At 43.7% G+C, this 13,075-nt stretch carries 13 protein-coding genes; 9 read left to right on the top strand and 4 right to left on the bottom strand.

Going from position 1 to position 13,075, the window contains the following annotated elements:
• Positions 1 to 2,034, bottom strand: coding sequence for a methyl-accepting chemotaxis protein (locus QMA41_RS01540; protein WP_281628657.1), 2,034 nt, complete (start codon positions 2,032 to 2,034; stop codon positions 1 to 3).
• Positions 2,035 to 2,129: 95 nt separating this feature from the next.
• Between QMA41_RS01540 and QMA41_RS01535 the strand changes: the two genes are divergently transcribed.
• The gene (locus QMA41_RS01535) at positions 2,130 to 2,642 is read left to right on the top strand and encodes an NlpC/P60 family protein (RefSeq protein ID WP_281628656.1); all 513 of its coding nucleotides are present in this window, start codon (positions 2,130 to 2,132) and stop codon (positions 2,640 to 2,642) included.
• Positions 2,643 to 2,644: 2 nt separating this feature from the next.
• On the opposite strand, the gene QMA41_RS01530 is transcribed toward QMA41_RS01535, so the two are convergent.
• Positions 2,645 to 2,989: a DUF3802 family protein gene (locus tag QMA41_RS01530; RefSeq protein ID WP_006962343.1), complete on the bottom strand. Its 345-nt coding sequence runs from the start codon at positions 2,987 to 2,989 to the stop codon at positions 2,645 to 2,647.
• A gap of 352 nt (positions 2,990 to 3,341) precedes the next feature.
• Here QMA41_RS01530 and QMA41_RS01525 point away from each other — a divergent pair, with 352 nt between their 5' ends.
• Both QMA41_RS01525 and QMA41_RS01520 read left to right on the top strand, forming a co-directional pair.
• On the top strand, positions 3,342 to 4,208 hold the full coding sequence (locus QMA41_RS01525) for a fructosamine kinase family protein (protein WP_006962345.1): 867 nt from the start codon (positions 3,342 to 3,344) through the stop codon (positions 4,206 to 4,208).
• Positions 4,209 to 4,478: 270 nt separating this feature from the next.
• Positions 4,479 to 4,682, top strand: a complete 204-nt coding sequence (locus QMA41_RS01520; protein WP_019276122.1) for a CPXCG motif-containing cysteine-rich protein — start codon at positions 4,479 to 4,481, stop codon at positions 4,680 to 4,682.
• 35 nt (positions 4,683 to 4,717) lie between these two features.
• Here the strand turns inward: QMA41_RS01520 and QMA41_RS01515 are convergent, their stop codons facing one another.
• A complete protein-coding gene (locus QMA41_RS01515; protein ID WP_281628655.1) occupies positions 4,718 to 5,332 on the bottom strand; it encodes a riboflavin synthase subunit alpha in 615 nt (204 codons plus the stop codon).
• Between the two features lie 176 nt (positions 5,333 to 5,508).
• On the opposite strand from QMA41_RS01515, the gene QMA41_RS01510 reads away from it, so the two are divergent.
• Both QMA41_RS01510 and QMA41_RS01505 read left to right on the top strand, forming a co-directional pair.
• On the top strand, positions 5,509 to 6,879 hold the full coding sequence (locus QMA41_RS01510; protein WP_019276120.1) for an MATE family efflux transporter: 1,371 nt from the start codon (positions 5,509 to 5,511) through the stop codon (positions 6,877 to 6,879).
• 153 nt (positions 6,880 to 7,032) lie between these two features.
• Positions 7,033 to 7,962 carry a DUF3080 domain-containing protein gene (locus QMA41_RS01505; protein WP_281628654.1) on the top strand — a complete coding sequence of 310 codons (930 nt, stop codon included), beginning with the start codon at positions 7,033 to 7,035 and terminating at the stop codon, positions 7,960 to 7,962.
• On the opposite strand, the gene QMA41_RS01500 is transcribed toward QMA41_RS01505, so the two are convergent.
• Positions 7,952 to 8,809 (bottom strand): DNA ligase, encoded by an 858-nt coding sequence (locus QMA41_RS01500; protein ID WP_281628653.1) that lies wholly within the window; start codon positions 8,807 to 8,809, stop codon positions 7,952 to 7,954. The two genes, QMA41_RS01505 and QMA41_RS01500, sit on opposite strands and share 11 nt — an antisense overlap.
• A 290-nt stretch (positions 8,810 to 9,099) precedes the next feature.
• Between QMA41_RS01500 and QMA41_RS01495 the strand changes: the two genes are divergently transcribed.
• From QMA41_RS01495 to QMA41_RS01480, 4 genes are read left to right on the top strand one after another with little or no spacing between them, the layout of a single operon-like run.
• The gene (locus QMA41_RS01495; RefSeq protein WP_281628652.1) at positions 9,100 to 9,417 is read left to right on the top strand and encodes an STAS domain-containing protein; all 318 of its coding nucleotides are present in this window, start codon (positions 9,100 to 9,102) and stop codon (positions 9,415 to 9,417) included.
• A gap of 41 nt (positions 9,418 to 9,458) precedes the next feature.
• Positions 9,459 to 10,298: an OmpA family protein gene (locus QMA41_RS01490; RefSeq protein WP_281628651.1), complete on the top strand. Its 840-nt coding sequence runs from the start codon at positions 9,459 to 9,461 to the stop codon at positions 10,296 to 10,298.
• Complete coding sequence (locus QMA41_RS01485; protein WP_031342552.1) at positions 10,273 to 12,378, top strand: SLBB domain-containing protein; 2,106 nt, start codon at positions 10,273 to 10,275, stop codon at positions 12,376 to 12,378. Before QMA41_RS01490 ends, QMA41_RS01485 begins: the two co-directional genes overlap by 26 nt.
• Positions 12,378 to 13,073, top strand: coding sequence for a chromosome partitioning protein ParA (locus tag QMA41_RS01480; protein ID WP_172854820.1), 696 nt, complete (start codon positions 12,378 to 12,380; stop codon positions 13,071 to 13,073). The genes QMA41_RS01485 and QMA41_RS01480 overlap by 1 nt, the downstream gene beginning before the upstream one ends.
• Positions 13,074 to 13,075: the final 2 nt, after the last annotated feature.

Below are 13,075 nucleotides of genomic sequence, written 5' to 3'. Positions count from 1 at the left end.
CTATTGTGGCAAGTCGTACTTATGAAGCATAGCTTGTTGATGACCTGCAATTTCTGCAACTTGTTCTGAATTTTCAACCATTGATTCAAGTTGAAGTTTAGTTTGCTCTCCCTGTTCCGATACATGAGCGATGGACTGGCTTACATCCGCTGTTGCCCGCTCCTGTTCTTCCGTCGCTACAGTAATTTGCTCCACTCGAAGACGTATCTGATTAACCGCTTTCTCAATGTTTTCAAAGGTACTTTTTACTTGTTCACTGGACTCAAGAGCGAAAGTCATTTCCTCACGGCTAGCTGAAACTGCACTACGCGATTTCTCGGCAGCAGCAACCAATTCGCTCATGCGGTCGCGGATGTTTGACGTCTGTTGTGATGTATCGCTGGCCAGTTTACGTACTTCATCAGCAACCACGGCAAACCCTCTCCCTTGCTCTCCTGCTCGTGCAGCTTCAATAGCAGCATTGAGCGCTAATAAATTCGTATTCTCTGCAATACCGGAAATCATATCGACCATTTCACGAATCTGCTTCACTCGATTATCCAACTCAATCATGGAGTGTTCATTCATGTTAAGTGTGTCTTCTAAAGATTGAAGCCTGACTTGATTCAGCTCGATAACTTTCACCCCATTTCCGGAATACTCTGCCGCTTGTTGGGATTCACTGTATGACTCGTTGGTCACGGTTGCGATTTCTTTTATCGATGCTTCGAGTTGCGTGACTGTCTCAACCATGCTTGTGAGGGATTCATTCTGACGTGCCAAGCTCAGATTGGATTGCTCCGCTGCATCATGACTAATTTCCGCTGTTTGATATAACGTCTCGCAGTTTCTCGTCACCGTCGAGATAGAACCACGGGTTGACTCGATAACCTGATTCAGTTTGCGCGCCACTTCTTTCATTTCAAATGGTCCGAGCAAAGTAACCGTGTTGGTAAAGTCATGCTCAGTTAGCCTATTAAGATTACCAGTGATGTTTTTCAAGCCTCGATTAATCCAAGTTCGTAAAGAAGCCCAAGAAACAACAATAATAGCGACCAACACCAGACTACTAATAATCAGTACCGTATTGATGGAGTAGATAGTATTGCTAACGACACGTTTACTGTCATCGATTAGCGCTTCTGCTGTCTGAGAAATGTTGTTAAGCAGTTGGATTGTGTCATTGGCCAAAATCGCCGCTTGGGTAAGCTTTGCGCTCTGATTTTGTGCCAGTTCTAATTTTTTCAAAATTTGCTTTAACACCCCTGAGTCAGAAAACCCATCTTGGACCATATCGTATGGGGCGATTAAACTCGCAAACTCTTTAACCTCGGGGTGCCATTCTGAAAAGTCATCGAATGCTAGATTGATCCCAGCAATACGATTACGCATTTCCTTATACTCTTGCATTGCTTTGTCTTGATCCGTTTGCATCATCAAAACTAGAAATGTACTTTCCATAGAGCTCGCGCTGGCAATAAATCGATTCGCAGCATCTGAAGATTCAGGGTTATCAACGGCAAGAAAGGAACTGATTCGATTCATTTCTGGTCCGATTGAGCTCAAGCCATAACGGAATTCTGTCACTTGTGAATCTATACTCCCCTGCATTGTCAGTAACGACTTCTGAGCTGAAAGTATTCTGTTGGTTAAATCAGATAACGCTTCAATATTTTCTCTAAGTTCTAGTTCTTGCTGTTGCGATATGGCTTGATTGAATTCCGAGGAAATCGCAAAGACTTGCTCCACTAACGTCGACGTTTCATCCGAACTGTTAACGGTTTGTTCCTTGATTCTATTCAAGCCCTCAATATCTCTAACTTGAGAGCCGTAGCCGAGTTGCTTAACTTGTTCCAGAATGGCTTGTGTGAGCTTTGCATTGGTCATTGCAAGAGGAAGGGCCTGATCGGAAAGCGTCTCAAATTGAGCTCCAACTCTCTCAATCCCTTTAATACTGGTGACAGATAATCCAATGACCAGTATGGTTATCGTTAAGAATACAGCACTGATAGTTTGAATGAGCGAGAGTGAAAAACTCGTCTTTTGCTTAGGCATAATTTTGAACCGACATCATACAAAAGTTTAATCAGTGTGCGATTCTATTTAGATAATATTACATACAAATGTCATTAAGAGGTGAAATAGACGCCATGAATAGAGTTGCGCCGCAATTTTCAATCGCTTTGTTAATTCTCCTCTTAGCAGGATGCTCCAGTTCCCCTTCCTCAACAGACTTCAATACCTTAGATAGTGGTAAAAATATCTCTTCGTATGAAAAAGGTGTGCAACAAGAGTTTCTTGAGGTCTATAAGGATTGGAAGGGAGTCCCCTATCGCCTAGGGGGCAACAATTACAACGGTATTGATTGTTCCGCTTTTGTTCAAGTAGCTTACAGAGACGTCCTGAACATCCACTTACCCCGCACCACATTGGCACAGGTAAGCATCGGAAACGAGCTGAGTTATGAACAAGTTCAAGTGGGAGATTTAGCCTTTTTCAAAACATCAAGAAAGGTTCGTCATGTAGGCGTGTATATTGGTAACAAGCAATTTATGCATGCTTCAACATCAAAAGGCGTCATAATTTCTAGGCTTGACAATCCCTATTGGGCATCGAAATTCTGGCATTTCAGACGGGTTGCCAAGCCGCCTGTGGTGAATTGAAATCAGTCGTATTTGGCGACTGCGGAATCAAATAGATTTTTGACCAGTGCGATATACTCATCAAGGAATGTTATCTGATCATTGGTTGCAGGTTTAGCCCACACACCCGCTAACACCTCTCCTAAATCTTCTACAACTGAATCTGCTTCCTTAAGCAATTGGAAGCGAACACTAGAGTGCAGTTCTGGGTTCTGCTCAAAAATGGCCATGATGTTACTCGCTACCATATCGGTAACGACATCTTCGACACTTTCAGCACCCGTGTCTCCATCGTCAGATGAAAAGACATCAAGATTAAAAGCCAGATGCTCAATAAGTGCTAGGTAGCCATCGGTTTCAACAACCACTGTCGTTCTCCATTCATTATTCTACTTTCGAGTCACTATCTAATACTAAGACATATCAATGAGTTTTCACAACTCAACTCGACTCGGACGCTGATAAAATTCAAAAGTTGTTTATACCTTAGTTGAAGAGTTTGGTTTAATTTCCAACTTATTGCTTTGAACTAGGATCAACTTTTATCAGGCTAAACTATTTTACTAGCTTATAGGCTCTAACCAGATATGACAAAGTTCACAAATTGATAAGCCCAATGAATCCGCCCACTAAATGATTGAATTTTTTGCAGTCTGATTCAGAATTAACCAATTCCTTATTCTACAATGTTAATACTCAACTGCGGAAACGGATCTTGATATGTGGCAAGCCATAACTGAGCAACTGTCTGAAGCATTAATGTTTTCTTTTGATATTGTCGAAAAAAACCGCTTACATGGCGGTGATATCAGTGACTGCTACATGATAAGCGATGGAGAGCAGCGCTACTTTGTGAAAGTCAATCTGCGAGACTTTTACGCTAAGTTTGAAATAGAAGCGGAAAACATCCGAATTTTACGTGAGAGTTCCACCGTTTTCGTACCGGAACATATTCTTACTGGAAAGAGTAAAGAACATGCCTTCCTGATTCTGAACTATCTCCCTACTAAACCACTCGATGACAGCAGTAACAGTTACAAATTTGGCCAACAGCTTGCCAAACTCCACCAATGGGGAGAACAGAAAGAGTATGGGTTTGATCAAGATAACTTTATTGGCTCCACCTTACAGCCCAATAAGTGGGACCGAAAATGGGGGCGTTTCTTTGCTGAACAGCGAATTGGCTGGCAACTTCAGCTAATGAAGGAAAAAGGAGTCACTCTGGTTGATATCGGTGATTTTACCCATCTAGTAAAGGACAGGTTAGGTAACCATAACCCTCGTCCATCTTTGCTGCACGGTGACCTCTGGCATGGTAACGCAGCCAACTCAGTATTTGGCCCCATTTGCTACGACCCTTCCTGTTACTGGGGAGATCGAGAGTGCGACATTGCGATGACCGAGCTTTTTGAAGGGTTCCAGCCAGAATTCTATCAAGGCTATGAGAGCGTGCTACCGCTAGATCTTGCCTATAGTGAACGTAAAGATATTTACAACCTTTATCACCTACTCAACCACTATAATCAGTTTGGTGGACATTACTTAGATCAATGCGAACGCTTAATCAACAAAATACTCACATACTAATTTGTAGGAATTTTCTTATTTAACAACAGATTAGAATCATTCAATCGAAAAACTTTCAATCCAAATCAAAACACTGAGCCCAGCCTTGGTGTTTTTTATTAGCTATCTCAAACTTTGTACTTAATTTACGTCTATTACTAACTTAACGACTTAAGATTAATTTGTCGGAGCCAATAATAACGGATTGAACATACTCAAAGCGTGACCAAGTAAATCACGGGTATGTAAGGCTTGGGCATTGATCTCATCAAAGACGTAAGGAAGAGAGCTATGCGAAAATACACAGAGAAAAGAGTTACCTGCCCCCATTGTGGGCACTCAATTGGTATCACGTTAGATGCAACGAATGGTAGCCAGAATTTTTACGACGACTGTCCTGCCTGTTGCAACGCCATCCACCTCAGTATGATGGTTAACGAACAGTTGGACGAAATCGAACTCTCAATTGATGCCGACGATGAACAAATTTTTTAAAAAGCGCCGAAAGGCGCTTTTCTATTTCTCTATGCTCAAAGCATCTCTTTAGCTGCTAGAACACGCTCGACTGAATCCACGATAGCCTGAGTCTGAGGATCAATTTCGACATTCACTTTGTCACCTTGCTGACGCTGACCAAACAATGTTCTCTGTAAGGTTTCCGGAATTAAATGAACGGAGAAGCGATTACCTTCAACTTCACCAATGGTAAGCGAACAACCATCTAACCCAATGAAACCTTTCGCCAATACATACCTCATCATGTTCTCAGGTAACTCAAGCCAAACCGTCCTATTGTTCGGTGTATCGATCACTTCAACAATTTCACTCATCATGGAAATATGTCCAGACATGGTATGACCGCCAATCTCGTCACCAAATTTGGCAGCGCGCTCAATGTTAACCGAATGACCAACCTCCAGCTCACCAAGATTGGTTAGCTTTAAAGTAGACTGTATCAGATCGAAAGAAACGTGTTCTCCATCAATTTTTGTTACGGTCAGACAACAACCGTTATGCGCCACCGATGCACCTATAGATAAGCCTTGACCCATTGATGAATTCAATCGAACTACATGAGTTTGAAACGACTCTTTCTTCTCGATAGCGATGACTTCCGCCATTCCCTGAACAATTCCAGTAAACATTGCAAATTCCAACAGTTTTTCGTGGAGGTTAGTGTGACATTTAATTATCATTTAGCACAACAGCACCATGTATAAATTATCGATAACAATGGTGTTCACCTCTTTGATTTTCGTGTTGATTCCATAATTTGATTCTGCAGAAGTCAAAGCATCTTTGCTTTCATTGGAGTTTTTACGTGCATCGTTATAAACAAGAAGCGAATAAGCTGATCAAATTGGCCACGCCAGTACTGATTGCTTCCGTCGCGCAGACAGGCATGAGCTTCGTCGATACCGTCATGGCAGGCGGTGTCAGTGCGACCGATATGGCTGCTGTATCCATTGCATCAAGTATCTGGCTACCTTCAATACTATTTGGCGTTGGCCTGCTCATGGCCTTGGTCCCAGTTGTCGCTCAACTCAATGGATCAGGCCGACAGGTTAAGATTCCGTTTGAGATTCAACAAGGTGCCGCAATGGCATTGCTCATCTCTATACCCATTATTGGCGTGCTTTTTCAGACTCAAAATATAATGGGTTTGATGAATGTCGAGCAGTTAATGGCTGAAAAAACCAACGGTTACATGCATGCTGTCATTTACGCTGTGCCCGCCTTTTTGCTTTTCCAAACCTTGCGCAGTTTTACTGATGGTATGTCACTCACCAAGCCCGCAATGGTCATTGGTTTCATTGGGCTGCTGTTTAATATCCCGCTAAACTGGATTTTTGTTTACGGTAAATTTGGTGCTCCTGCGCTGGGCGGTGTGGGTTGTGGTGTCGCAACAGCCATCGTTTATTGGCTAATGTTGTTTATGTTGCTGTTCTATGTCGTGACATCCAAACGTGTTGCCCATATCAATCTGTTCGGCCAATTCCACAAGCCTCAGCTAAAACCTCTTGTTCGTTTATTCAAGCTAGGCTTTCCAGTAGCAGCCGCGTTATTCTTTGAAGTTACCCTATTTGCTGTCGTTGCACTCTTGGTTGCCCCACTCGGCTCGCTGATTGTCGCAGCGCACCAGGTTGCGATTAACTTTTCGTCGTTAGTCTTTATGCTGCCAATGAGCATTGGTGCAGCGACCAGCATTCGTGTTGGCCACAGCCTTGGAGAGAACAATGTAGAAGGGGCTGCAATCGCATCTCGTGTAGGTGTCATTGTTGCTGTGTTGCTGGCCTTATCCACTGCACTATTCACGGTTCTGTTCAGAGAGCAAGTTGCATTACTTTACACTGACAATCGCGCTGTTATAGAGATTGCTTTGCAATTGCTGCTATTTGCTGCCATCTACCAAGTAACGGATGCCGTGCAAGTCGTTGCGGCTGGTGCCTTGAGGGGATACAAAGACATGGCCGCAATATTCAACCGTACTTTTATCGCCTATTGGATTTTAGGCCTCCCGATTGGCTATGTTTTAGGAATGACAGATTGGATTGTTGAGCCTATGGGCGCTCATGGCTTCTGGATGGGTTTCATTATCGGTCTTTCATCAGCTGCAATCATGCTTGGTCTGAGACTTCGTTGGATGCATAGACAACCTGATGATATCCAATTGGAATTTTCCTCTAAATAACCGAAAAAGGTCAGCTATGCTGACCTTTTTTGCATTTACTTCGTAGACTAATAACAAATCTTGATTGTTTCCTTATTTATCACACCTATGCGTATCTTTATTGTTTTGGTATCACTCTTGTCCCTTTCTGCTTGTGATTTTATCAAGAGTCCAATGGACGCCAGTTTGGACACCTATTTAGCCCGTATCGCCAATGTCCAAGATAGACCAGCGATACCAATGCCGGATAACGTCAATGTCTTACTGCCCACGAAACGAGAACTGCATATTACTATCCCTAGTATCAGCATAGGACTACTCGACAGTTATGAGCTTCGAAAATGCGGTTTATTCAATCTTGTTGCAGAGAAAAACTCGGTATTAGGAAAGATTCAGGACCAATTTCGAAATTTCGATTACCAACTCCAAGTGAGTTACGGCATAGAGCGCTGCTTAATGAGCCCAGATATATCCTCTGCACTTAAAACACAACTAGCTTCAATCCAACAACAGAAGCTCAAACAATTACCAGCGCACTTTACCAATTTGGTGTTTTCAAGTGACGCAATGCGTAATCAACTAGAAGCGACGGGATGGTTATCCGTCGATCAAGGTAGAGGAAGCACTCAAGTCATACAAGCGCTCGATCAAATAGATTCCGGATTTTCAGCTAGCAAAACACTGGATTACACCAGCACTTTAAACGCACTAACACCCTACCAGGAAGTCTTAGAAAAAAACGCAGTTTTAGGCTCGCTCAGCTATTCAATGCTCAACGCTGGAAACAAGTTGAGCGTCATCACTCAACAACTAAAAGCTCACGATGAGGCTATCCTATGCGGTCAGGGAAGAAATACAACTAAATTTCGCTATCTCAGAAACGTGTTTAACGAGTTTTTCATTGGTCAAATACAGCCATACCTCGCCAAAATCGATAGCATTTACAATGAACTGAACCCTTTAATAGATTTTGTTGATACAAGCCACGCCAATTACCAATACCCGATTAAGCAATATCACCAAGCTTTCAGAGCTGCTACAAAAGAGCATGTTGAGTATTGGCAAGCCTTGTTCAAACGTTGTGGAGCATCCCCTACTCGCTAGTATATTCTGGCCTTTCTCTCATATAGCGCGCAAATTTAGGAATACCGTTTTGCGTATAGCCATTGTATCTAAATGTAATGATTGAACCGAGCTTAGGGGGCTGGCGCCGCTGCTCATCAGTAAAGCCACTACCTATATAAAATTCTATACCTGAATCCAGCTGGATAAGTAACGCCCCCATCTGCCCGCTGTACTTTCCCTTACCGACTTTGTAGCCAACAACTAAGCCTTCTGCGTCCTGATGTTTCTTCATCTTCAGCAAGTCACTACTACGACCAGCCTGATAACGACTGGTCACCTTCCTTAACATCAACCCTTCGCCTTTTTGCTCGCTGACGTTGTCTAAGTAATGAAAAAGCTCCTGCTCAGAGCGAATTGGCGTATGCTCGACTAACTTGATGTGTGGCGCGTCAATTGAGTCAACCAAATATCGAATATTGTAGTAGCGCTTTTGATAGTCTCCCGCAGCTTGCGGCATATCAAACAACATGAAATCAATCTGCTTCCAAGAAGGTTCAACGGGTACTTTGTCTAAAACCGTCTGTTGGACAATATGGAACTTTCCTCTCCCCGCCCATAGCTCTCCCTCGACGGCATAGCTCGGTAGAGGTTTAATGAACCAATCAGGCGTATGTATGACTTTACCATTGCGCGTAGTTAATTGAGAACCATCCCAAATAGCACGAATACCATCTAGCTTTTCACTTTTCCAGTAATCCTCAATATTCGTTCCATACTCGTAGTCATTGGCCTGAACCAAAGGCATATAACTCAAAGAATGACTCTCTGACCAAGCGTTGCAAGATATAGCAACAGCAATCGCGACACTGGTTAACTTAATTTGCATCCCTAACTCCAGACATTTCCATCCGAAGTGATTTTCAAGGCTCGATGCATAAGTTCAATCAATGCAAGCTAACAATACGAGTAACATCAAAAGTTCTTTCCTCCTACAGATGTGTCAGTTACAGCCTCCAGCGCCATTTTTCATTTATAGACATGATTCTCAGTCTGAGAAAACACGTTTCTCAAATTGAGAAATATAAGAACCATCAACTTAACCAATTGATTTTAAAGTGCATATTTTTTGGCACACAAAGTGCCTTATCTAAGAAAACTATCTGAGGAGATATCGTCATGGAACTACGTAAAATTGAACTAACAAATGAAATTCTTACCCTTCAAATTGATGGCAACTTAGATGCTGACGGCAGTCGATACGCTCAACAACATATTGACGACATTATCGCTGATCAACATGGCGAAGTTGAAATTGATTTCCGCAATGTTCGTTTTCTTGATTCTTCAGGTGTTGGTGCACTGGTTTACCTATACAAACGCCTAGTCGAGCGTGAGCGTCAGATGCGCATCGAGAATGTCACTGGCCAACCACTTGAAATCATCAATCTGCTTCGTATCGACAAAGCAATCCCTGTGAACTCTCGCACTCACTAAAACAATAAACGAGATTTCACCCACTAACAGAGGAAGTTGGCATGGTTAATTACATCAAACACATAGCCCTAATTGTACCTATAGTAAGCTCGATTGGCTGTAGCAGTTACCCCGAAGAGGGTCGCGGAGGCCTTGCTGAACAGTACATCCAATCTAATTTCACTCCAGTCATGCCTGACGAGCCTCTTGGCCCAGAGCATGGCCTGCGCTTCGATTGGCAATTAGCAAAACTTCACCTCGATGCACTCATTCGTGAAGGTGCTCGTTGGTGTTTCCCGGCAGCTGTCGTTCAGGCTCTTGAAAAACAGAATCGAATTGCAAGGGAACTAGAAGGTGGGTTGTTGTTAGACGCCGCGAACGACATCGTTATTCAGCGTAAACGCCTGGATGAACTTGAGAGGCAGCTTGATTATGTGACATCTCAAGCTAAATGTGTCCCACCACATGATGAGTTTTCTTTCAAACAACAATTGGCAATCATCGACAAGCTCTACAACCTGCTAAACGTTGATAATCAGTTTGCGTTCAATTCTACAGAAGTGAACCCCAAATATATGGGGCACCTTGCCCAAGCAGCCAACATTCTGCGAGAGCATAAGTCACTAAACCTAACAGTCACTGGTCATGCCGATTCGGTTGGCGATGAACTCCAGAACCAGCAGCTCGCAATGGGCAGAGCAAAACAAGTGAAACGCTACCTGACCATTTTTGGCCTTGAGCCGAAAAGAATAGAAGCAAAATCGCTTGGTGAATCCCTACCTCTTTTTGAAGGTGAATCAGACGGAGTTCGACTCACAAACCGTAGGGTTAGCATCGAAGTCGTTGAAACCAACGAGCTAGCAGAGAACAAGTTGAATGGAGGCTATTATCATGTGGAATAAACTCATATTAATCACCCTAGCATTCCTGTTTGCAGCTTCCGTAAATGCCGAGATGGAACGTGTTCAAGTCGGTGACATGATTCAGGTGAATCTACCAGGCGAAGAAACATTAAATAAAGGATTCCAAGTTGATAAACGAGGCCGAATCAACCTACCTGAAGTTGGTGCGCTATACGTCGCAGGATATACAGAAAACCAGCTTCAACAGTCAGTGCTAAATGCACTAAGCAAAGTTTATCGAGATCTTTCTACTGCATCGGTTTACATCTCAGAGCAGCAAGTTCTTATCTCTATTCAGGGGTACGTAAACTCTCCCGGCGAATACACTTTATCGAAAAGTGCAGATGTTCAAATGGCAATTCACGCTGCTGGTGGATTACGTTCGGGTGCGCAGTTAAATAACCTGCTTCTTAAGCGCGGCAAAGACAAATTTCCTTTTAATTACAAAAGCTTTTTAGATACAGGTGATGAGTCCCTGCTACCTAAACTCAAATCTCTAGACACTATATTTGTACCAGCTTCCCCCTTGGTGGGTAACATCGAGCAACAGTTTGATGCCAGTAAGTTAGCTAATTCTGGTGATAGTGCTGACAACAGAACTGCGATCAAGGTATTTGGTGAAGTAAATGCACCGGGCTCTTTCACTTTCAAAAATACTGCAGATTTGGTTGATATCCTCATGCGCGCCGGCGGCGTGACACGTTACGCTTCTGTGGAACAGATCCGTGTTATCAGCAACAACAAGCCTCAGATTTTCAATCTGAAAGAGTATTTAGACAGCGGGGACACTTCTCTGCTTCCTAACCTTCAACCAGGCACAACGATTTTCGTCCCTAAACAGGAAGAGGAAATCCGCGCAGGTTCGAACGTTATCTACATCATGGGTGAAGTGAAGAGCCCTGGCGCCTACGAAGGTAAAAAAGGTGCTTCTTTTATGGACATTCTGGCCAACGCCGGCGGTCCAACCCGTTACGCAGAATCTCGTCAAATTCGCCTTATCAAAGCGAATGGGCAAGTTATCAAGTTTGATTTAACGGCTTACACAGAAGGTTTGACTACCAAGGCTCCACCTCAAATCAATCCCGGTGATGCGATATTTGTTCCAGAGAAAACCGACATGAATGAGAAGTCGTGGCTAAAGATCTCGCCAGACCGTGCTGTTAATGTCATTGGTGAAGTGGTTCGCCCAGGACGCATCGAATGGTCTGATGAAATGGACATGATGCACCTGCTGGCACATGTTGGAGGGCCAACTCTCCGAGCCGACACGTCAAAAATAGAAGTGGTAACACCTAACGGAAAAATGAAAACGTTCAATCTGGACGAGTTCATTTTAAACGGAGCACCTATGGCGGAGCTGCCTGTCATCAGCGCTGGTACTATTATTCGTGTTCACGATTTACCTCAAGATCCATCTGACAACAAATCACAATGGGTACGTCAAAGCTCTGATGCTTCTATATACGTCTTCGGTCAGGTTAATGCTCCGGGTCGCTACCGCTTTACAAAAGAAATGCATTTTCTGGACATCCTGTCTGCGGCTGATGGTCCAACTAAAGATGCCGATATCCATAACATCAAAATCACTCACAGAGACAAAACCTATTCAAAAGTCAGCAAACTTAACTTGTCCCTGTATTTCGAAACTGGGGATGAGAGCCTTCTACCAAAGATAACCATGGGTGATACCATTTACATCCCTGAGAAAGATAAGATTTGGTTGGATACCAGCAAAGAATCAACAGTTCGAGTGCTGGGTGCAGTTAACAGCCCTGGTCGCTATGTCTTTGATGACAACATGACGATTCTGGACATTCTAGCTGAAGCTGGTGGCCCCTCTGAGCGTGCATATTTGGAAAAGATTTCAATCGTCAATATGTCCTGCTGCCAAGGACAGGCTCGTACCTTTGACCTAATAGATTTCAGCAAAACTGCCAATATTTATAAGCTTCCAGTGCTTCGTGCAGGTGACACGATTTACATCCCAGACCGCAGCGAAAGCATTCTTGAGAGAGCACGAGTAGGCCTTGAAGACATCCTACGATTGACAACCACCATCGTATTGATAGGAGCGCTGTAATGATTATTCCTGCTACATTAACCGAGGTAGAGCAAATCTACCTCGCGGCCGAATTGGCCGAGGCGCGTTCAGTTTGCCTCACAGGCTGCAACTCAGGTGACGGCGTCACGTCAATTGCATCTGCTTTGGCGGAGCGATACTTGCTCGGTGGGCATAAAACCCTTCTGGTGGATCTGAACTTATTCCATCCTGCATTTGAACCTGCACTAGTCAACGCTGACCAGGGTGATGACATAGGTGTGTTACTGGAACATAAATCATCCCACCAGCTTTTCACGGGCTTACCTGTGCCGGAACAGACTTCGACGCTTCTAGCTTATAAAGATCCAAGTGTTTTAAGCAACTCAGTAGATAAATGGTTACAGCACTACGATAGAGTCATTTGCGACACCTCGCCTCTGCTTCATGTAAACCGAGGGAATATTCCCGCCCAGGTCGTCGCCAGCGCATGTGACCAAACCGTATTAGTGGTCATGGGAGGGAAAACATCAACCGGTCAAATCCAGAAATCGCAAGAGCTCCTCCAAAGCCCGAAAATCTCACTACTAGGCTCCATTTTGAACTTGAAGAACCAAGCAACACTGGGGCAGGAAATGGCGAGAGAGATAAGAAGACTGAGGTTTCTTCCTCAATCATGGAGAGAAAAATGGGCACAAAAACTCCTGGCTAACGAGTTTCTGGCTCATTCAGCCTAAGG

Origin of the sequence: Vibrio sp. St2 (genome assembly GCF_947311885.1) — a bacterium.
Classification (GTDB): Bacteria; Pseudomonadota; Gammaproteobacteria; order Enterobacterales; family Vibrionaceae; genus Vibrio; species Vibrio coralliilyticus.
Note: the sequence above shows the minus strand (reverse complement) of the source record. Positions and strands in the feature narration are given on the sequence as shown.